Raw genomic sequence first — 20,883 nt, 5'->3', positions numbered from 1 at the left:
AGTAAAAAGTGCAATGGGTATTGAGCAAGCGGGGGCTGGTGCTATTGGCTACGCGGTAATGCAAGCGATGCTTCAAGGGATCAAGCGCGGCTTATTCTCAAATGAAGCCGGCATGGGTAGCGCTGCAAACGCAGCAGCAAGTGCAACACCAAATCCAAACCATCCAGCATCACAAGGTTATGTACAAATGCTAGGTGTATTTGTAGATACCATAGTGATCTGTACCGCGACCGCTTCGCTTATTCTTTTATCTGGTCAGCTTGAGCCAGACTCTGGTTTAACTGGCATTGAATTAACGCAATCTGCATTGGTTCATCATGTAGGTGAATGGGGCGCAATTTTCGTTGCGGTAGCTATTCTATTTTTCGCTTTTACCTCTATTGTTGCCAACTATAGTTATGCAGAAACCAACCTACTGTTCTTAGATCACCATTCAAAGAAAGGCATGATGGTATTCAGAGCTTGTGTATTAGGTATGGTAATGTTTGGTGCGGTAAGCGAACTTGGACTGGTTTGGACACTCGCTGATATTTCAATGGGTTTAATGGCTGTAGTTAACGTGATTGCACTCTTTATGCTTCGCAAAGTCGTGCTATGGCTTGCCAATGATTATAAAAAGCAGCTTAAAGCTGGCGTAACCCCAGAGTTTGATCCTAGTACCAACCCTGAAGTAGAAAAAACACTACCAAAAGGCATTTGGATTAAATAGACCAATACAGCGCACTAATGCTTATATTTAGTGCGCTTTCTTCTTATAAAACCCAATTTTAATAAAGAAGAACACAAAAACACGCCCTTGAGTTCATTTAATGTCCAAACAAACCAACCACTTATTGCCTTTCAAAAAAAAATCCGTATAGTAAAGCACAAGTCGGCATATAGCGCAGCTTGGTAGCGCACTGTCATGGGGTGTCAGGGGTCGCAGGTTCAAATCCTGCTATGCCGACCAGCTTTTCCTTACCCTATTTAATAGCACCTTAATTTCAGTAAAATAGCTGCAAAACTCCCTACTCACAAACAAACATAGAATTTCCCTTTATATACACTTACAACATCTCTCTTTAATACATACCAATCAAAGATAAGCAGCTCGTACCTAGGATTCAGAGTGCGATTGCTAATAGTGGACAACAATTGAAATCATTTGTATTGAACGTTTATTTAAGCGATTGATAAGCTTTTCTTTTAAAGCTCTAGATACTTTTAACTTCAATTTTTGCTCTTTTGCTGTGATTAAGTAGATATTAACTCTCAGAGGCATATATTTATCTAAAGTGCCTGCACTTTCACGATACCACTGTTCTAATCTTAAAATCTCTTTATGCAGACAAAGTGTTTTCTTGAAAATTTCACCGTCCTCTAGTTTAAAAGGCACGAGTCCATGAATCGCTAAATCAATATTTGATTCCCAATCATCCCAAGCTTTCAGCTCAATACACAACCTTGAGATAAAAAACTGACGAGAACCATAGTTCACAATTTCAAATTCACACGGTATTTTTTCAGGGGATTTAGATATTATTGGTAACGCCACTGAACCAATATGCTCGATCTTTCGGCCTTTAAAAAATGTGTAAGCCGCAAATAGCACACCAATCGCGCCTATTGCACTAAACCATAGACCTAACTCTGTTAGATTCACAATTTACACTCCGTAATCTCTGTAAAGAATCAGTATAATAACCATTCAACAGTTTAAGCTAAGATCGCCAAATATAGACGTCAAGTTCATTGCTTCGTAGTCCTGTATATGTAAGTTAACCGAAACTATCACGGCTTAGTCTATTTGTAAGCATTTAAGTAAATTACCTCAACTCTGCCCTTAGCCTCTATTTTCCAGTTAATTAGTAAAATGAACATGATGGACTATTAACATAATTTATAGCTATAACACTTAATAAATCAGCTCTTTCACAGTAGTTTTCAACTAACCGCAGCAATCACAAAAACAATATATTTACATTAAGGTAATAATACTGACAAATAGCCTACCTAGTATTGCGTGACTTTCAATTAAGCACGGAGATTAAAATGAAATTCGCAATACTTATGCTTGCAGTCAGTGCGACTGCAAATGCAAACACCAACATATGTAGCAACTACGGCTGCCCAACTGGCACGCCATCAAGTAATGATATCGTTGAGCGACCTATATATGTGCTTAGCAATAATCGCGCAACAAAGTTTGCGGACTGGGTAGCATACAAAGTCACACCAAGCACAATTGATGGCCCAAGCCGTTCAAGGACTTGGAAATCTGACCCTAAAATTGCAAGTAGATACACGCTAGAGCCAAGTGACTACAGCGATGCATGGGCAACTATTCATACAGATAGAGGTCATCAAGTGCCTTTGGCATCGTTTTCCAATACATCCAATTGGAGCGATACTAACTACCTCTCGAACATTACCCCGCAATCATCAAACCTTAATCAAGGCCCATGGGTTAAATTAGAAAATGCAGTGAGAAGTTTAGTGCGAACGGGCGAAAATGCTTATGTGTTCACGGGTCCCTTGTATGAATATTACTTTGCTACCTTGCCTGGTGCTGATGAATCTCACACTATTCCGTCAGGCTATTTTAAGGTCGTTGTCACAATAGCAGGCTCAAATGTGAAGGCTTCTGCTTTTATCATGGAGCAAACTTCTGGTAGATATCTTGATTACTGCAAAACAGAAGTAACCATTGACGAAGTAGAACAAAGAGCTGGCCTAAATATCCTACCTAGCCTGCCAAGCTATAAAGCCACCGACATTGAGGGTCGAGTCGGCGGTCTTAGCTCACAACTAGGTTGCTAATTATGACGGCTACCAGTTGGTAGCCCTTTAATTCACTTTGTACTTTGCTCTTAAACATGAGCTCCACGATAACAAGTCTTATTCTTTAGGTTAATTTAAAAATAGCTAAACAACATCAGTGTCCCAACGCCAAACATAACAACATTTTCTGTTAGTGATATAAAGCCCAAAGGCACATCTGTATCGCCGCCAACGCATGCGCATTTTAGCGCTCTTTTATCAATATAAACTGCCTTAAACACCGAGATTGCGCCTGTAAACCCTATAAATATTGCCACCGGTGCATAATACATGGCAGGCAAAGTTGTTAGCATACAAACGCCAGCATATAACTCTAAGTAGGGATAAGCATACGCGTACCTTAAATGGCGCATCGCTAACAAGTCGTAAGTGATAAAGGAGTTTGTAAAGCTATGAACATCCCGTATCTTTTGTATCGCGAGTAACAGCATGGAAAACCCGATAAAGGACATCGCCCATTCTTTGAGATCATCGACAGGAAACTGTGTCGCGGATGTGACCAACAGCGCGACTAAAAATATCGAAATTACCGGCCAGTATACGTTTTTCTTTTCCTTATGTGACGGCTTGCCTAGATATCGGCGCAGCTTTTCATAACCACCAATATGTTGATCGTTAATAAATATTTGTGGCGTCGTGTCGACGTTATGAATGGCTTTAAACTCATCCGTCTGCTCTCTTGATTTAAGCACTCTATCCTCTACACAAAAACCTTCTCGTGTAAGCAAATCCTTGGCTCTGAGACCAAAAGGGCAAATGTGCGATGAGGTATGCATTCGGTAAAGTATTGCGTTTCTCACTGGTGGCTCTCCCTATTTCCTACAAAATAAGTAAAAGTTACCAACCGAGTAAATCGGCTAGGTAAATTCTACTCGCGTTGCTGCAAATTGAGCGTAATAATTGTAACTCCAGCGAATTTCATACCACCTGCAATTATATTCAGTAACATGGAAGCTATTTGAGTTTATTGATGTATCACAATCAATTTAATCTCGGTTGAGATAACCTTAGGTAAACCTGATCTTGGTCAGCAAACCCGTTATTAAGCCGCGATTCGCGTAAAAAAGCCTTCTGACTATAAAGTCTTAGATTTATATTTCGCCCTTTCTTTAGCTACCGAGATAAAAAACAATGTCAAAAATAATGGGTAGAGAAATAAAGTTAGGCAAGCACAGTGTTTTGCTTTCAACAACGGATCTGGAAAGTCGAATTACATATGCAAATCAGTCATTTTGTGACATCTCTGGCTTTAGCATTGAAGAAATGCTCGGTCAGCCGCACAACATAGTACGCAATCAGGATATGCCAAAAGCGGCATTTAGAAATATGTGGTCTACCATTCAAAACGGTCAATCGTGGATGGGGCCAGTTAAAAACTTAACAAAAAATGGGGATTACTATTGGGTAAACGCATTCGTCACTCCAATTAAAGACGAACGAGGCAATATCATTGAATACCAGTCTGTAAGAACTTGCCCATCTCCCGACGTAATTAAACGCGCAGAAAGTGATTATCGCACGCTTGATATCCAACAAAAAACGAGCCGTTATGACAGCAATCGCCTCTCTTTTATCTTATTGTTTTTAGTCGCGATAACTTTGCCTTTTGCTTCTCTATTGAACAACCATTGGTTTAGCCTGCTACCATTGACTCTATTATTCATCACAATCGTGTTAACCGCACATTTTCGCTCTAAATATAAAACTCTGCTCACACAAGCCAAGACGATTTTTGATAACGATTTAATGTCTGTGATATACGGTCAATCTCGCGATCGAATTTCTGATATTACACTGGCATTTGAAATGCAAAAGGCGAAAATTTCCGCGGTTGTGGGTAGAGTGAACGACGTATCCGTTCGAGTAAGCGAAAACGCAAAACTTACCACTCAAAGCGGCCAATTTGTTGCTGAATTACTAACACAACAAACAAGCGAGGTAAAAGAAATGGTCGTTTGCATGGACGAGTTTTCACAGACGATTGATGAGCTTTCAGAAAACGTAAACCACGCCGCAGATGCAGCCAATAATTCGGAGCGACAGGCTGGGCTTGGTAAAACTGCCGTCAAAGAGGTTATCGATTCTATTCACTACCTCGATGAGCATTTGATGGAAGTAAACAATGCCGTAAATCGCCTAGTCTCAGGTAACGATCGGATTCAAAATATTCTTACAGTTATCAACTCGATTGCGGATCAAACCAACTTGCTTGCGTTAAATGCCGCAATTGAGGCCGCCCGAGCGGGCGAGCATGGCAGAGGATTTTCAGTGGTAGCAGATGAAGTTCGCACGCTTGCACAGCGCACACAAACTTCCACAGAAGAAATTACACAATTACTCAAAGAGCTAAATGATATTTCCAGCTCCGCTGTTGAGTCAGTGAAAAAAAGTAATAGTTCATCAAATCAAAGTGTTGACCTTGCAAAAAATAATGGTTCAAGCCTTGATACCATCCAAAGCCATGTCACGCATTTAGCCGATCTCAATCGCAGTGTTGCCGCAGCCATTGAACAACAAAGTTGTGTGGTAAAACAGATAAGCATAAACGTTGACAGCGTGACCATGCTTGCGGAAAGGGGCACAGAACATGGTGAGAAATCTTTTCTTTTAAGTCAAGAATTATTGAGTCAAATTGAGCAGCAAACACGTCTAATACAACAATTTTCTCAAACATGAGAAAACCAAATAAACCGCAACTTATTATGTGCGTAGATCAGAGACTAAAAAACGCTTAGATATCAGTGGACCTCAGTATTTAATTGGATACCTTGGGTCCACTGACCTTGCAGCTAAAACCAGTATTATAGTTCGGCCTCAAGAATGGCGAGTGCGTCCTTTTCTGCCTGTTTCACATTGCCATCGGCTTCAATAACACGCACGGCTAAATCTTTCGCAAGTTTACGCATCGGCTCATCGATAATGTTATTCATGCGGTGTTGCACATAAGCTTCAATGTCATTATTTTTTATCGCAACAACAGATTTTGAAAGGCTATCTTCGATGTAATCGTCTAATGCGATTGCAGAGTTCCACTGCAGACTTTTTGCCCACTTTCTCACAACATGTTTTTCACTTTCACTGATGACGCCATCAACACCAATAAATAGTAATGCGATATCAATTAGGGCTTCTTTTTGCATCTGATCGACACAAATACCTGTGTCAAAGTGATTGAGTAGCTGTTCAAATTTCATAATTCTTCCTTAACCCTTTTCTGCGAGACAAGATCACAGATATTTCAAGACGGAACAAAAAACGCTAAGATTTAAACATATGCTAACTTTTTCCATTTGTCATATTAAAAAAGTGCAAGTTCAATTACACCATACTCCTCCGTAGGCCGTAAAAAAGTCGAAAAATAAGGAGGAACCACTCACTACATTTCACTTTTCACAATTAAAAAGTTCCCAAACACAGCCAACAATATTACCTCTATCGCTAAAAAGCATTATGCATGCGACCCAACACCTAAAATACATACGACTAAAGAAGCAACCTTTAGAGAAAACATCAATTATAAAGTTTGATTTAGTAAGAAAAGATCATGACCTCCACAATTGATTCATTTTGTTGAAATAATTTGCACACTCTCAGAATCAATCAAAGAAAAATAGGAACAACAATGAAAGAGTTAAAACTAGAAATGAACTTATCATTTTTCATTTCCCTTTCTATTATAGCGTTTACCTTACTTGTTCTAGATGCCTTAATCGTGTCTGAAAGAATTAGCATGGTTTCTATTGTCCAACTAACGCTATCTGCAGCAATCATGTTCTATATAGCTACAGGGTTATGGGCAATATTCAGTGGTCAAAGCCGAGTGATCATCTGCAATCAAGGTGTGGTTTATCACAGTTTGTTAGGTCAAAAGCACTATATTCCAGCAGAAGAGGTGGAAAAAATCTCCGTAGAACGATTACTTTGGTTTAGTTATACCAAACTTTATCTGACGAGCGGTGTACTAAGAATTTGGTCTTTCAAACCCAATCTTGCGCAACAGCATAGCCTTAAACTACTGGGCTATATTTAATCCCGCGCTTATTGGTGTACAGTCGGCCTCATAAAGTTGCTTTCAAAATGGGGCATTGAGTAAGATAACCTAAATTTATGACGAGGTTATTATGCAAAGACAATATGCTATCGGTACGCCCGGTGTACCTTGGACTTCTACAGAAAGAACGTTGTGGTTAGAAAACCAAACGGTTAAACGCTCGTACTCTGAAGAAGTCGTCACTCAAGTAGAAGTGCTCAAGCACGCTTTCGACATAACCGAATACGGCCAGCTTGACTACCCCAACCAAACCTATTCTCTGTATGCACTAACAACAAAGAATTGGCAGCAAAGCAACCCAACAATACTCGTTACCGGTGGCGTGCATGGCTATGAAACAAGTGGTATACATGGTGCGCTCGCTTTTGCAAAATTAGAGGCACAACAATATGAACATGCTTTTAACTTCATTATCTTGCCTTGCTTGAGTCCTTGGGGTTATGAAACGATAAATCGCTGGAATCCACAAGCCGTTGACCCTAATCGCTCTTTTTATGCAGATAGTCCAGCACCAGAGTCTCGATTAGCGATGAACTTTGTCGACAAAAAAGCAGCGGATATTCTTTGCCATGTTGATTTACACGAAACCACAGATTCTGATAATTCTGAATTCCGTCCCGCACTGGCTGCAAGAGATGGTAAAGAAAATCACAATTGGAACATTCCTGACGGTTTCTATTTAGTCGGACATACTCAAAAACCAGAAGCTAAATTTCAAAAACGTATTATCGAAGAGGTTGCTGCGGTAACTCAAATCGCAGATGCTGATGAATATGGGCAATTAATCGGTGTTGATATAGAGCAACATGGCGTCATTAATTATGATGGCACTGCGTTGGGCTTATGTATGGGCATGACAAATGCGGCTTTTGTAACAACAACTGAAGTTTACCCTGACGGTAAAAGTGCAACGCCTGAAAACTGTATAGCAGGTCAAGTGGCATCCATTAAAGGGGCGATTAAGTACCTACAAAACGAAGACCTTTAAGGTCAATGGAGGTGTGGTTTTTTGAAACCACACCTCTGCTCCGAGAATAAACTGTACCAGCCATGTTGTCATATCGTGCAGTATTGGAACTTCCCTACCAAAACACTACGGTCTACCATAATAAATCTTAATTCGCTAAGTCTTCCTTTCCACTGACAACCCCAAAGATTTCTTTGAATGAAGTCGGTTTTTGCAAAATACTCACTGGAATATGCAGTGCTCTTGCGATATCACTAGCTGAGATCATGCCTCTCAGCCCTTCAGACCCAACTAATAAAACGTGCTGTAACCCCAAACTCTGCAACGTTTCTAGCACATCTCCTATCGTACTTTTAGCAACCATTTCATAGGGAACAGCATAAAGTTCTTCTTTACTCACCATCACATCTTCAACGCACACATCCTCTCTCGACACCTGTTTTCTTTGCGCAACACTTAAGACCTTTCTGCCAGTGAGGTCGCGACAGTTTACCACTCCCAAGAAATTATCATCCTCGTCAACCACAAGTTTTGAACGCACGTGGCCGTTTTTCATCATGTACAATGCATGATCAATATCAACGTCTTTTGCTATCACCTGAGGCTGCCTGCGGGTAAAGTCAGTTACCACCTTAACCGCGCTACTGTCCATATTTAAAGGTTCTGAATCGAAGTGATCACAAAGCTGAAATACCCCTTCCAACTTAACAGTTTTTAACGCTTTGTATTGGCCCATTTTATACTCCTGCATTTATAAAGACCTTCGAAAGTCTGGTTTTTATGTTGCTGCGAACAATTCACAACTACAAATAAAGAGGACAACCAGTGTAAAGGCAGTAAAGAATTATTTTAGGTAATTGGAAAATTAAGAGAGATTGCGAAAGCTCGAGCACACGAGAGCTAATCTCATGTCTCTCTAATCAACCTGAGCTGCGGATAATAAGCTAGCTCATTCCTCATCCAAACCTCAGGTTAATTAAAATATGGTTTATACAGCGGATATATTCAAGTCTCTGTTGTCTAAAACTCCTGTAATCTCAGTGTAATGCCGTGTAATAGCTATATTTATGTAAACGAATTAGACTGAAGATGTTTGCTAGGACTTATCACCCTAATATCAAACAATTGGTTTAGCCATTGGAATTCCGCGTCAAACTAGAAAAACTGTAATTCCGAATTAGACCAAGCTGGTACGTAAGTACTGGTGAATTCTTCCCTCAACGAGACCCACCTCGTGGGTCTTTATCATTGAGTAGAAGGGAATAAAATTGTATGCTTCACGGCACTTATACATTGATATACATGAAATTCACGACTTGGTGAATTATTGCATCTACTTTGTATAAGCATGTAATTTTCATCAAAGTTATACGGAACTAACTATGGCTTATTTAATCGACGAACAGAAACTCGAACGAGTCTATCTTAAAAGCTATCATACGGTGGGCCGCTATAAATATAGTGTAGACACCTTGATAGACAAGCCGGGAGTTTCACGACATCACGCCATTATCGAACTCAATGAAAACAAGTGGTTTATCAGAGACGTGAGTACGAATGGTATCTGGATAAACGACAAAAAGCTCGATAAGAACTTGCCATACCAGCTATTCGAAAACGATAAGATTGATTTTGCAGCGCCGGGTCAAAACTCCTTTGTGGCGGCGAATTTGCAAACCGAGTGTCAATATTTAGTTTCTCAGTCAAATAACCAAAAAGTTATAGAAGTAACCAATCAACTTCTATTACCAAGTGAAGATGATCCTAAACACATCATTTACTACGATAAATTGCTCAACTATTGGTTTTTAGAAGATCTCAACACCTCGGATCGCCAAGCTTTAATAGACGGCAGCATTGTGTCGTTGATGAACGATCAATGGATGTTTTTTTCTGCCACGACTATTGCTGTAACTAAGCACCTTGAATGCCAAAAAGCAGCTAAACCAATGGCACTAGAGTTTAATGTTAGTCAAGACGAAGAAGATACTCAACTAACGTTAAGTGTGGACGAGAAGCACCTAGATTTAGGCATAAGAAGTCATCACTACTTACTGTTACTGCTTGCAAGAACCCGGATCCAAGATAAAGATGCGGGCCTTGAGTCCGATGTTCAAGGTTGGGTTTATCGCGATGACTTAGCAAAAGCACTCGGTGTACAAACAAACCATATGAATATTATGGTCCACCGTGCACGTAAGCAATTCGTCGATTCTGGTGGTGAAGATTACCCAGAAGCAACATTCTTATTAGAAACTCGCTGCGGTCGAGTAAGATTAAATTGCCAAGATATCACGATAATAAAAGGCTCTAAATTAGAAACTCGCATGACAACTTAATCGATATGTGTAGTTGGGCAAAAATAGCATCCTGCCCAACTATCACCTATGCTTTATACTCGCCAGCATTAATCACTATTTTGTTTTCGAGCTCTTTATAAAGCCCCAATACAAATAACAGTTCCACGAGCACGAATAGTGGTCCAATTGCCAAACCGATTAGATCATCGACAAACGCAGGCTTTTTTCCCTCAAAATAATGACCAATAAACTGTAACACCCAGCCAACGAAGAAAACACCAGCCCAAAATAATACGGTCATTACTCCAGCATTAATGATGAGTGGATTCAACGTTAGAACAAGGAAGTAAAAAGCCAGCATGATAGCGCTCATCATGAGCCCGAATACGAGGGATAACATCAGGTAATAGCCACATAAAACTCCCCCTATCAACGCGGCAAGCGTGATAGTAACCCCAGATATGTCGAATAGCGGGATAAAAGTCATACCCACAACAGCAATCACAATTAACGGGATCCCAAAAAAGTGAGTCAGAATGTTCTTTTTACTGCGATGATACATGGCATATTGGCTTAGTAGTGTCTCTAGTTTGTTCATTATTGTTTTCTCTTTAATACCAATTACCCTACTGATAATTAGTCAACTAAGTGAATTAATCAATAAAAATTTCATTAGAGTATTAGCCGCTAGATAAATAACCAGATAAACAGCATAGCAAATACTATGGTCTGTATTATGAGCACCATCAAAAGCTTAAAATTAAAGCTTGGTTTGATGGTTTTATGCCTGAGCATATACATTGCCAGTGGTGTGATAATATTGAGCCCGAGCAACCCACACAGTATCAAGTTGCGCTCAGAAACGCGTGATTGAGCAAGCGTTGAAGCTCGCTTATCCCACCAAAAAAGCCCAAATACAAATAAATTGATAACCAACAACACCGCTGCGGAAATAACCCCCTGCCATGGCAGCTTAAATACGCAAAGCCCCCCTAACCATACGCCAGCGCCCCAAAATAGCCCCATCTGGTGATGCATTAAACGAACGCCTGACATGCTATTTTTCCTGTCTTATTGTATTGATTTGAATAAAAATTTCAGCGGTAGCATAAGCATCGTCCATTGCACGGTGATGATTAACCAGGGGTACATTCATCGCTTGGCAAAACGCCCCGAGCGCATAAGAGCGCAGGCCTGGTACAAACTTTCGACCTAATTGCACAGTACATAACTTCGCACGAGTAAACTCTCGGCCGACTCGAGCAAACTCCTGCCGAATAAAGCCATAATCAAAGTTCACATTGTGCGCGACAAAAATAGCACCTTGGCTAAACTGCTCAACTTGCTCCAGAATTTCAAAAAACCTCGGTGCATCACTCACCATTGTCTGAGTGATCCCCGTCAATTCTGTGATCTTTTGTGGAATACGGCGCATCGGATTAATAAGAGATTGCCATTGCGCAACGACTTCTCCATTAATAACTTTTACCATGGCAATCTCGGTAATGCGATCAAACTCTTTGTTGCCCCCTGTGGTTTCAATATCGACAACGACATAGGGTTGCTCTTTGGAGATATGCCACTCAACTGTTTGCAGTCGGGTGGGAATATTGCACTGCAAGAGTTTAGAAATGTTAACTAGCTGACTTCGGCTAAGACTATCTCCTGGCGCCTTGATTTCTTCAAACCTTAAACCCGCTTTTTTGTCGACTATCATCAGGTCGGGAAAACCAGATTTCATCAGAAGAAAGTCACTACACATTAGCCTTAAAACGGATTTGACATCCTCAATTGACAAGTTAGACAACAATATTTTTATCGAGTCGAGCACTTTATCGTGCCAAATAAACAACCGATTTGGTTCTCCATAATGTTCGCTCACCTGTCGTAGCAGCCAGTTAATCCAAGCCGAAGTATCTGTAAAATTCGCTAAACGACATTCAATCTCTTCCTCAAATTCGCGGTAAAAGCGATTTTCTTTTAACGCCAGCGGAGTTCTAGAAAATCCATTAGCAACGATACTTTTTGGGTGATAAAACAATTCTTGCCAAAAGGTCAGTCCGAATAAGGCCAGCCAAATTTCATTTTCAACGTGATAGGCTTCAATACCATGACGTTTATAATGAGCAATAACACCGACTTCTGTTTGTCCCTTAAATGCCTCATCGACTTGGATTGCGGGTTGGCTTTTTCTTAGCATATCAGTGAGAACAGAAGTGCGTTTTTGGTTAAATTTACGCTGGTAAAAATCCTCAGCAAAGATCGTTAATGTTTCATCGTTTTCACTCTGTAATATGCGCTCTAATTGCTCACGAACCAGTTCAACCTCACCTTGTTTATAATTATGCCGTATCAACATCTCACGAGCTTGAGGGTGCTCACTCATACGCAATAAGGTTGTAAAGTGGACGAATTCAGGACCTAACTTTCTGGCAAGTGTTAACAGGTACTTTGCATGTGCAGTCATTGCATATTGCCCATCGACTTTAGGCAATTGTTGCTCTGTAGCCTGTTTAGCGCGCTGTACTAATTCATCTTCTGGGACGTTCTTGAGCTCACTGAGTGCATTTGCATAATAAAACGCACTCACCGCTTCTGCTCTTTGCTCAAAATGTGCATGGTAACCGGCGCCAACGCTTCGGGTATTCATTACACCAAGATCTCGCATCGAAAATTGCGCTAAGCTAAAACCAACTTTACCAAAGTACAAAAATAGAAAGTAGTCGATATCGGCTTGAAATGAGAGCGTGAGATACTGGGATAGGTATTCTTGTGCATTTAGATGTTCAACGCAGACAGATTGATTGATATGCGCTACCCAGAGCGATTTTTTTGCCGATTTATTTGGCAGTGTAGTTAAATTCTCTCGCTCGGCAAGTTCAATTAGACAGGGTTTAGTTAAGCAATGTAGCAGTGCTTGAAAGTCGTCTTGCTGTACTTGACGAAGTAATCCCTTAGCTTTTAATGAAAACGCGACTTCACAAATATTATTGATCTCTTCGTAGCGCAGTGAATTGACATTCAAAAAAGGGGTTTTGCGGGAAATAAACCGCACTAACAAACACAATTCATCTTCAGGCAAGCGTTGTAGCTCAGCCAGCAGCTCACGCTGTCCACTACTTAATAGCGGTTGACATACTTTAAGTAAATAATCGCTAAGCTCATTAAAGTGGCTCAAGTAATATTTGGCGGGTAATTCTTTTCTCAACACAAATTCAGACAACTGTTTTTATATACAGTACAGACTACCATGGATAGAGCATATTGCCAATTTGCTTCAGTTACCCCTTAAGTCGTTTCTTCTGTATCGTCAGTGGATGCGTATTCGCTTTTGTATAGCCAATATTGTAGTTTCTCGCTCAATGGCTCCTCCGAAATGGGTTTTGTGAGATAGTCATTCATGCCTGCATTTAAACACTTTTCCCTATCACCGGACATTGCATTGGCTGTCATGGCCAATATTTTTACTCCCTGATAACTCTCACCTGCAGCTCCGTCTCGGATTAACTCGGTAGTCCGATAGCCATCCATTTCTGGCATTTGACAATCCATTAAGATCAACTCAAATCGACATTCATCTTGTTGAGATTTGAGTAGTTCAATGGCAAGTAGTCCGTTTTCAGCAACTTCAATATGGGTTATACCCAATTTTTTGAGCATACTTAATGCGACAACTTGGTTCACCTTATTATCTTCAACCAGTAGAATGCGACAAGGTGTTGGCCACGTAAATTCGGTTTCGTTCGCCTTTCTTACCAGCTTCAGATAGTGACTCGTAACCAGTGGTTTCGCATTCGCCAGCGCCTTGCCATCTTCAGCTAAAATGGTTAACGCATCAAAAAGGTCTTTGGTTGTCACGGGCTTTGGAAAATAGCCTGAATAGCCACGATCCGCGTAAAACTGGCCATCCCCCTTGGTACCCATTTGCGTCATCATGACAAGTTTTATCGCTTTGAATCGCTTATCATTTTTTAGTGCAGCACCGAGCTGCTCACCCGACATACCTCTGAGCGTCATATCCAATAAGGCGATATCAAACACATATTTATCACGTTGGTATTCAGCTTCACACAGCGAGAGTGCTTGTATTCCAGAGCTGGCTTTATACACATCCGCACCCCAGTGCCTCAATTGAGATTCCAAACTCGTCAAGGCAGAGAGATTATCGTCAACTAGGAGTATTTTGCTCCCTTGTAAATCAATTTTTGCAGCTTCGAACTGAGTATTATCGCCATGGATCAAAGTCACGAAAAATTCAAATTGGCTACCATGTCCAAACCGACTACTAACAGCGATATCGCCATCCATTAATTCACAGAGTTGTCTCACAATAGCAAGCCCCAACCCAGTCCCTCCATACTTTCTAGTAGTAGAGGCATCAACTTGAGAGAATTTAGCAAAAAGTCTATCCGCTTTGTCTTCTGGTATGCCTATGCCGGTGTCTTCTACTGAGCAATGAAATCTCAGTTTATTGTCTACCTCACTAAACCAAGCTCGGATGATGATCTCGCCTTGCTCGGTAAACTTGATTGCATTACTAATTAGGTTGGTGATGATTTGTCGAATGCGGCTCGGGTCCCCCTGCACCAATGGCTTTTCAAGTTGGGTAACATCTAGAATAAGTTCAAGTCCCTTTTTCTGTGCTTGCAACGCAACGGATTCAATCAATTCGCCAAGCAATGCCCTAACATCGAAATCTAGTGACTCAAGCTCAAGCTTACCCGCCTCAATTTTAGAAAAATCTAAAATATCGTTGATGAGATTTAATAACGACTTGGCACTGCCCATTGCTAGACTCACTTTATGTAATTGAGTTTGAGTAAGGTGCTCATCTTCTAGCAGACTTAACATGCCTATTACACCATTCATTGGCGTGCGGATCTCATGGCTCATTGACGCTAAAAACTCGCTTTTAGCTTGCGCGCCCTGCTCCGCCGCTTGCTTCGCTTGTTCTAGCTCCTTTTTCGCCTCAACAGCAGCAGTAATATCCTGTTGGATACCGACGAATGCCGTTAATTGATTTTGTTCGTTGAACACCGGAGAGATCTGTAAACTATTCCAGAATGCCTTTCCAGATTTGGTGTAGTTTATCAATTCAACTTTAATTAATTTGCGAGCTATTATTGCTTCTCTGATTTCGTCTAAAGCTTGCTGTTGGGTATGTTCACCTTGCAAAAAGCGACAATTTTTACCCAGTACCTCATCTCCATATTCGGTGATTTGTTGAAATGTCTTATTAGCAAATACGATCGGTAATTCAGGCTTATTCGCGTCAACAATCGTTATGCCGACATTTGCGCACTCTATCGCTTGGGCAAGTAAATCATTTTGTTCCTTTGCCTTTCTCAGTGCCTCTTGATGAAGCTTTTGATCGGTAATATCCGAAAGTGAGCCAACTATTCGCTTCGCTTGTCCATCTTTAAGTGCAGCAGCACCTTTTAGCCAAAAATAGCGATAGCTGTTTTGCCTCGTTTTTATTCGGCACTCTACACCAAAAGGCTCTTCTTCCGTCATATGAAACTTAATTGAGTTTTCTAAATTGGGGAGATCTTCTGGGTGGACTCGGTCAAATAAACTAGAAATGTGCGCAGAGAATAAGGCTTGCGTTTCTTGAGAAAAGCCTAGTAAAGATTTAAATCTATCTGAATAAAACACCGCATTTCGTTCAAGATCCCAGTCCCAAAGACCATCATCGCTACCAAATATTGCAAGTTTAAATCGCTCTTCACTACGTTTGAGTGTTGCCCTTGATTCTTCTAGCTTTTTGAACGGGTTTAACAGAAGTTGCTTACCAAACAAATAGAGCAAACCAAATGATAGGAACAGCCCAAAAGCAATAGCACCAACCAGATCCCACACAAATATTTTCACTTCGTCAGTGACCTGACTCTTTTCCACACGATAGTCTAATACTAAATCGGTAGAGCCAACATCGAGGCTGCTTACACTAAAGTAAGTTCCAACTTTTTGGGTGTTAGAAAAGTTAATCCACCTGCCTTTTAAACCAATGCTATGAAAAGATGTGGTTGATGAAGAGCTCAGCAGACTCTCTAAACTCGTAGAAAACTCGCCAATAAGTGCTCCCTCAGCAAACCCGTTATAATAAATCGGTACAGCTATTGTGAAATAGTGCAGGTTGCCAACCTGAGTAAGATCTATCGCACTGCCCAATTCTGCATTGATCACTTTGTCGAGCCATTTTGGTTTTTGGTCTAACACTTCATGAGAATCAAAGTTTGCGTAAACAACATCGCCCAATACATTGATCACCATTAACTTTTCTTCTTTACCTATGATCTGAAAACTGCGCATAAAGTCTCGTAACTTAGCAGCGGAGAGCCCCGTGCCCATCGCACCATTTACTATAATGGGATGGGACGAAAGGTCGTATAGTATTTGTTTGCGACTCTCAAGATACTGAGTTAAGTTATTAACCGATAGCTGAGCCTGAGTTTCGTTCGTTTCTCTCACCAAGTCTTCGACTATCACATTTGATCTCAGCCCAACAAAAAGTGCACTGAGTAGGAGTGAAACGACAGCCGTTAATCCTAAAAAGGCGTAAAACGCGCGATTACTCGTTAAGGTGAATTTAGTTTTCAATGCGACCCCGGGTAACTATAAACTAGTTTAATACTGCCATTAGACTGGTATTGCCCCATACACAAGTCTTGCACGGCTAGCGCTTCATGGGCTGAATCGTTTTGTTCACTCCACACACTAAAAGGCCGTTGATACGTTTTTACTAAACCGCTGACCGGCGATTGCAGATCCTCAAATGCACTTTTTAACAAGGCTCTGTTGGTAACAACTGAATCCGTCAGCTTTATTTGCTCCGCTGCCGCAATGAGAAGCTTGGCAATATCATACCCATGGATAAATCCTGGTGCCGCTTGAACAAATCCATACGTTGCAAACTGAGTTGGGAACAGCCGTTTTGCACGATTAAATACTCCTGCCGAAAACGCACTTAATGGTTTATTCTCAAAAGAAAAACAGCTTTGTAGGACCGCCAACGAGACATCTGCAGATAGCTTATCCCCAATAACTTTAAAAAAGTTACCCGCAGTTACCCCCCAATGACTAACAATAGGCAGGCGCTGAGCCTCGTCAATACCTGCCATGGCTTTTACAAACTCTGCGCCCTCAATCGCATTGCCAACAAAGATGATACATTGTGGCTCACTTTCAATAATATTATGGATGATGATCCGCGCCTCACTTTCCTTAGTTGCCCAATTAAACCAAGATACTGGCAGTGCGTGGTTTGGCTTGGCTTTTTTATGTTCTTCTAGCAGTGTATTGTAATTGGAGCGCCCCCACGCTGTATCCTCAAGTAATAAATGAGGAGCGGCACACTTTTGTTGGTTCGCATAATTGATAAGCACCTTCCCTGCTTTGGTATCATCTACGGAAAGCCTGAAAATCCAATTATCCTTACTCGGATATCTTGTTATTGGTCCACCAGCCGCCCAAGGAACCAATAGCAAGGCATCATTCTCATTGATGAATTTACGAAATTTAATATAAGGAGGAGAATGTACGCCACCAAGCACGAGCAAGGCATTCGGGTCTTTCAAAAATTGCTTAAAATGAAGCAAGCTTCGATTACTATTACCACGATGGTCTTTGGCCACCAATTCAATCTGATGACCTTGGATTTGATTATCTACTTCATCCAATGCGGTTAAAAACCCCATTTTTATCGCCTCGGCAGACTCATGTAAATTGGAATAATCTGCGTCATGATAAATACGTAGCACTTTTGCAGAGTTTTCTGCGAGGCAAATCGAGCTAAAAAGATAGAAAAACAATAGTAGTATTTTCATCGCATTACTAATCACCCAACACGTAATTAAACTTTAGTTCAAATCATTGTGATTGCTTAATTTTATGGCTAATACCTTGCACGGTATAAATCAGCTGGACAATGTATGGTGCGCAAAGAAACCGCACCCAAAAGTAGGTGCGGTAGTTGGGGTCATTCAGGGCTATTAGCGAGTTGGCTCTGAATGTAATTTGGTAAACCGATCAGCTTAATTAAATTAATATGCTGTTCAAGCCAATATATGTGATCCATCTCCGTGTCGTCTAACAGGGTTTCAAGCATCTCCCGCGTGACATAATCTTGCGCTTGCTCACAAACAGCGATCACCTTTTTCAAATGGTCTTTTACCAAAACTTCCGCAGCCAAGTCATTTTCTAGCATCTCCTTCACATCAGAACCGACGTGAATTGGCGCTCGAGAAGCGGTATCCGGCGTACCTTCCAAAAACAAAATACGTTCGGTGATCCGCTTTGCGTGATCAAGCTCTTCTTCGTATTCGTGAGATAACTTTTGGTGTAGCTTCTCCAGACCCCAATCTTCATACATTTTGGCATGAGCCAAATACTGGTCCATAGAAGAAAGCTCAAGCGTAAGTTGTTTGTTAAGTAAGTCGATAACGGTAGAATTGCCTTGCATAACTTACCCCTCAATCTGCGCTTGCAGATAATTTTCAATACCTGTATTTTTGATTAAGAAGTGCTGCGTTTCGAGCCAATCCACATAGCTCTCTTCATATTCAAGGATATCTTCTAGTAACTCTCGACTAACATAATCCTGTTCGTGTTCACACAGCGCAATCGCTTCGCGCAGTGTCGGAAGCTGATCGAGTTCAAACGCTAAGTCGCACGCCATCATTTCTTCGGTATGCTCACCTATTCGTAACTTTTCTAAATGTTGGAGGTTTGGTAACCCTTCAAGGAATAATATGCGCTCGATAAGATCATCTGCTTGCTTCATGTCCTTGATAGATTTTTTATACGCTTTCTCGTTTAGCTCTTCCAGCCCCCAATTTTTGTACATTCTTGCGTGTAGAAAAAACTGGTTTATCGATGTTAACTCTAGCGTAAGCACTTGATTTAGCGCTGTTATTACTTGCTTATTACCCTGCATAGGGCCCCCTAATAATGTCGAGTGACGCCCTATAACCCTAGTTCAATATTTATTCTTCGCAAGATTAAATAAAAATAACAGTTTTCTTAATATACCCTTTTAAAATAAACAACTTATAAGAGTATTAATAACAATTTTCATTACATTTAGGGTTTCATTTTTTGAACAGCTTGTATTCAATCAGAACTTTGAATAAAAAACTTGCTAAGTTATTGAGATTTATAAAAGCAGCTCCGGTTACTCAACTCATCTGCTTTTTAACATCCAACCCTAAACGCTTTGCCAGCCTAACTAAATTTGCTCTATCCATTTCCAGCTCTCTCGCAGCTGCCGACCAATTAAACCCATGATGTTCCATCGCGTTAACGATCATGTCTTTTTGTAGTAGCTCAACGGCAAATTTCATGGCAACAGGAGGTGTTTTCTCTTGCGTGGTAAGGCGTTCAATCTGCTGAGTTTGTTGATGGTGTTTTGGCGCGATGTCTATGTCATGGATCTCAATGATATTAGCCTGCCACTGTTGATGCTTAGCTTTTAACGCTGCACGACTGACACAATGTTCAAGCTCTCTGACATTACCCGGCCAATCGTAATGCATTAACCGGCTGAGTGCTTGCCTATCCATCACCACTTGTTTTGCGTTGAGCGTACCTCTTAGCTGCTCTAAAAAGAATCCAACCAGCAGCGGGATGTCATCTAGCCTCTCAGTCAGTGGAGGAACAAATAAAGGATACACACTCAAGCGATGATAAAGATCAGCCCTAAATTTTCCGCGCCTCACCTCTTCTTTTAAATCACGATTTGTGGCGGCAACCACCCTGACATCAACAACATGAATGCGGTCAGCACCTACCGCTTGCACCTCACCGCTTTGCAGCACACGTAATAGTTTGCTCTGTAAAGTCAAACTCAGTTCGCCAACTTCATCCAAAAACAGCGTGCCGCCGTCCGCGGCTGCAAATTTGCCTAATCGGTCTTTATCAGCCCCAGTAAACGCCCCTTTTTTGTGACCGAAAAGTTCACTTTCTGCAATCGAGTCAGGAAGCGCCGCACAGTTGATTTGCACAAATGGTTTGTCATTTCGTCGGGAGTTAAGGTGTACTTGTTTTGCCACCAATTCTTTACCCGTTCCGGTATCGCCTTGAATAAGCACATTAAACTCAGAGCCAGCAACCAATTTAATTTCTGATTTAAGCGAGTGCATTACAGCACTCTCTCCGACCAAGACTTGTTTTTTAACGGACTTTTGGGATTGGGTATGTATCGATGAGCGTGCTTGCTCATAGAGGCACTTAGCCTCAAACATACGTAATGCACTACTTGAGACAATTGCTTGTAGGGTTTTCATGTAAACATCAGACAAGTGCTCAAAGCTATCAGATTTAAGACTATCAAACGTCACCAATAAGATGTCGCTTTGAAGTGCAACCTTAAACCCCATGCAGGCATGCACCGGCAAGCGACTTTCTTCCGCTAGTAACAGACCATCGTAAGGGTCAGGTAAGTCGCTATTGGCAGGAAAACTAACTAGTTCGTCAGACTCGAAAATGGACATCAATCTAGGTTGCTCTGTAAGCAAAAACTGCCGCCCAACAGCGTCCGCACTCAATCCCTTGCAAGCTAGAATCGTTAATGCATGCTGATCGCCATAGAGAATGGCGATGGCATCAGCGGTAACAGATTGACTCAATGCTGATAGCAAGGACTTAGCGTATTGCTTAACCTCGCGACCCTCTTGCGCCAACGAAAGTCGTGATAACGACATACTAAGCTCAAGCAATTTGGAGAGCGCTAATGAATTCATGTCAAA

At 41.2% G+C, this 20,883-nt stretch carries 18 protein-coding genes and 1 tRNA gene (1 of these 19 running past the window's edge); 7 read left to right on the top strand and 12 right to left on the bottom strand.

Annotated elements, in window-relative coordinates:
- Both B1L02_RS19085 and B1L02_RS19080 read left to right on the top strand, forming a co-directional pair.
- Positions 1-709: the 3' portion of an alanine/glycine:cation symporter family protein gene (locus B1L02_RS19085; protein ID WP_088532397.1), read on the top strand. It extends 710 nt beyond the left edge of the window; the window shows 709 of its 1,419 coding nt (coding positions 711-1,419); the start codon falls outside the window, past its left edge; it ends in the stop codon at positions 707-709.
- A 163-nt stretch (positions 710-872) separates the two neighbouring features.
- Positions 873-949: transfer RNA gene (locus B1L02_RS19080), tRNA-Pro, on the top strand.
- A gap of 168 nt (positions 950-1,117) precedes the next feature.
- Here B1L02_RS19080 and B1L02_RS19075 read toward each other — a convergent pair.
- Positions 1,118-1,642, bottom strand: a complete 525-nt coding sequence (locus B1L02_RS19075; protein ID WP_088532396.1) for a hypothetical protein — start codon at positions 1,640-1,642, stop codon at positions 1,118-1,120.
- 389 nt (positions 1,643-2,031) lie between these two features.
- Between B1L02_RS19075 and B1L02_RS19070 the strand changes: the two genes are divergently transcribed.
- Positions 2,032-2,799, top strand: a complete 768-nt coding sequence (locus B1L02_RS19070; protein ID WP_010374770.1) for a DNA/RNA non-specific endonuclease — start codon at positions 2,032-2,034, stop codon at positions 2,797-2,799.
- Between the two features lie 95 nt (positions 2,800-2,894).
- On the opposite strand, the gene B1L02_RS19065 is transcribed toward B1L02_RS19070, so the two are convergent.
- Complete coding sequence (locus B1L02_RS19065) at positions 2,895-3,596, bottom strand: glutaredoxin family protein (protein WP_088532395.1); 702 nt, start codon at positions 3,594-3,596, stop codon at positions 2,895-2,897.
- A gap of 367 nt (positions 3,597-3,963) precedes the next feature.
- Between B1L02_RS19065 and B1L02_RS19060 the strand changes: the two genes are divergently transcribed.
- On the top strand, positions 3,964-5,496 hold the full coding sequence (locus B1L02_RS19060) for a PAS domain-containing methyl-accepting chemotaxis protein (RefSeq protein ID WP_088532394.1): 1,533 nt from the start codon (positions 3,964-3,966) through the stop codon (positions 5,494-5,496).
- A 125-nt stretch (positions 5,497-5,621) separates the two neighbouring features.
- On the opposite strand, the gene B1L02_RS19055 is transcribed toward B1L02_RS19060, so the two are convergent.
- Positions 5,622-6,014, bottom strand: coding sequence for a hypothetical protein (locus tag B1L02_RS19055; RefSeq protein WP_017218137.1), 393 nt, complete (start codon positions 6,012-6,014; stop codon positions 5,622-5,624).
- Positions 6,015-6,442: 428 nt separating this feature from the next.
- Between B1L02_RS19055 and B1L02_RS19050 the strand changes: the two genes are divergently transcribed.
- Positions 6,443-6,850, top strand: a complete 408-nt coding sequence (locus B1L02_RS19050) for a hypothetical protein (RefSeq protein ID WP_088532393.1) — start codon at positions 6,443-6,445, stop codon at positions 6,848-6,850.
- A 91-nt stretch (positions 6,851-6,941) separates the two neighbouring features.
- Entirely contained in the window at positions 6,942-7,859 is a 918-nt protein-coding gene (locus B1L02_RS19045) for a M14 family metallopeptidase (protein ID WP_088532392.1), read from the top strand.
- Positions 7,860-7,986: 127 nt separating this feature from the next.
- On the opposite strand, the gene B1L02_RS19040 is transcribed toward B1L02_RS19045, so the two are convergent.
- On the bottom strand, positions 7,987-8,574 hold the full coding sequence (locus B1L02_RS19040) for a CBS domain-containing protein (protein ID WP_088532391.1): 588 nt from the start codon (positions 8,572-8,574) through the stop codon (positions 7,987-7,989).
- Positions 8,575-9,220: 646 nt separating this feature from the next.
- Between B1L02_RS19040 and B1L02_RS19035 the strand changes: the two genes are divergently transcribed.
- Entirely contained in the window at positions 9,221-10,177 is a 957-nt protein-coding gene (locus B1L02_RS19035) for an FHA domain-containing protein (RefSeq protein WP_088532390.1), read from the top strand.
- A 46-nt stretch (positions 10,178-10,223) separates the two neighbouring features.
- On the opposite strand, the gene B1L02_RS19030 is transcribed toward B1L02_RS19035, so the two are convergent.
- The 8 genes from B1L02_RS19030 to norR all read right to left on the bottom strand — a co-directional run bounded on the left by B1L02_RS19030 (position 10,224) and on the right by norR (position 20,877).
- Positions 10,224-10,736: a DUF962 domain-containing protein gene (locus B1L02_RS19030; RefSeq protein ID WP_088532389.1), complete on the bottom strand. Its 513-nt coding sequence runs from the start codon at positions 10,734-10,736 to the stop codon at positions 10,224-10,226.
- Between the two features lie 89 nt (positions 10,737-10,825).
- Positions 10,826-11,194 carry a DUF1294 domain-containing protein gene (locus B1L02_RS19025; protein ID WP_088532388.1) on the bottom strand — a complete coding sequence of 123 codons (369 nt, stop codon included), beginning with the start codon at positions 11,192-11,194 and terminating at the stop codon, positions 10,826-10,828.
- Between the two features lies 1 nt (position 11,195).
- Entirely contained in the window at positions 11,196-13,349 is a 2,154-nt protein-coding gene (locus B1L02_RS19020; protein WP_088533130.1) for an exonuclease domain-containing protein, read from the bottom strand.
- A 77-nt stretch (positions 13,350-13,426) separates the two neighbouring features.
- Positions 13,427-16,738, bottom strand: coding sequence for a response regulator (locus B1L02_RS19015; RefSeq protein ID WP_088532387.1), 3,312 nt, complete (start codon positions 16,736-16,738; stop codon positions 13,427-13,429).
- Positions 16,735-17,964 carry an ABC transporter substrate-binding protein gene (locus B1L02_RS19010; protein ID WP_088532386.1) on the bottom strand — a complete coding sequence of 410 codons (1,230 nt, stop codon included), beginning with the start codon at positions 17,962-17,964 and terminating at the stop codon, positions 16,735-16,737. Before B1L02_RS19010 ends, B1L02_RS19015 begins: the two co-directional genes overlap by 4 nt.
- A 152-nt stretch (positions 17,965-18,116) precedes the next feature.
- Positions 18,117-18,599, bottom strand: coding sequence for a bacterioferritin (gene bfr, locus B1L02_RS19005; protein WP_088532385.1), 483 nt, complete (start codon positions 18,597-18,599; stop codon positions 18,117-18,119).
- Between the two features lie 3 nt (positions 18,600-18,602).
- Positions 18,603-19,073 (bottom strand): bacterioferritin, encoded by a 471-nt coding sequence (gene bfr / locus B1L02_RS19000; RefSeq protein ID WP_088532384.1) that lies wholly within the window; start codon positions 19,071-19,073, stop codon positions 18,603-18,605.
- 241 nt (positions 19,074-19,314) lie between these two features.
- Positions 19,315-20,877 (bottom strand): nitric oxide reductase transcriptional regulator NorR, encoded by a 1,563-nt coding sequence (norR, locus tag B1L02_RS18995; RefSeq protein ID WP_088532383.1) that lies wholly within the window; start codon positions 20,875-20,877, stop codon positions 19,315-19,317.
- Positions 20,878-20,883 lie beyond the last annotated feature (6 nt).

The organism is Pseudoalteromonas piscicida (assembly GCF_002208135.1).
In the GTDB taxonomy this organism is placed as follows: Bacteria; Pseudomonadota; Gammaproteobacteria; order Enterobacterales; family Alteromonadaceae; genus Pseudoalteromonas; species Pseudoalteromonas piscicida_A.
The sequence above is the reverse complement of the archived record's forward strand: the minus strand, read 5'-3'. Positions and strand labels throughout refer to the sequence as shown.

Coding starts and splice junctions, on each gene's coding strand:
- B1L02_RS19070 (WP_010374770.1), top strand. CDS start 2,032: ATGAAATTCGCAATACTTATGCTTGCAGTCAGTGCGACTGCAAATGCA.
- B1L02_RS19065 (WP_088532395.1), bottom strand. CDS start 3,596: ATGCATACCTCATCGCACATTTGCCCTTTTGGTCTCAGAGCCAAGGAT.
- B1L02_RS19060 (WP_088532394.1), top strand. CDS start 3,964: ATGGGTAGAGAAATAAAGTTAGGCAAGCACAGTGTTTTGCTTTCAACA.
- B1L02_RS19055 (WP_017218137.1), bottom strand. CDS start 6,014: ATGAAATTTGAACAGCTACTCAATCACTTTGACACAGGTATTTGTGTC.
- B1L02_RS19050 (WP_088532393.1), top strand. CDS start 6,443: ATGAAAGAGTTAAAACTAGAAATGAACTTATCATTTTTCATTTCCCTT.
- B1L02_RS19045 (WP_088532392.1), top strand. CDS start 6,942: ATGCAAAGACAATATGCTATCGGTACGCCCGGTGTACCTTGGACTTCT.
- B1L02_RS19040 (WP_088532391.1), bottom strand. CDS start 8,574: ATGGGCCAATACAAAGCGTTAAAAACTGTTAAGTTGGAAGGGGTATTT.
- B1L02_RS19035 (WP_088532390.1), top strand. CDS start 9,221: ATGGCTTATTTAATCGACGAACAGAAACTCGAACGAGTCTATCTTAAA.
- B1L02_RS19030 (WP_088532389.1), bottom strand. CDS start 10,736: ATGAACAAACTAGAGACACTACTAAGCCAATATGCCATGTATCATCGC.
- B1L02_RS19025 (WP_088532388.1), bottom strand. CDS start 11,194: ATGTCAGGCGTTCGTTTAATGCATCACCAGATGGGGCTATTTTGGGGC.
- B1L02_RS19010 (WP_088532386.1), bottom strand. CDS start 17,964: ATGAAAATACTACTATTGTTTTTCTATCTTTTTAGCTCGATTTGCCTC.
- bfr (WP_088532385.1), bottom strand. CDS start 18,599: ATGCAAGGCAATTCTACCGTTATCGACTTACTTAACAAACAACTTACG.
- bfr (WP_088532384.1), bottom strand. CDS start 19,073: ATGCAGGGTAATAAGCAAGTAATAACAGCGCTAAATCAAGTGCTTACG.
- norR (WP_088532383.1), bottom strand. CDS start 20,877: ATGAATTCATTAGCGCTCTCCAAATTGCTTGAGCTTAGTATGTCGTTA.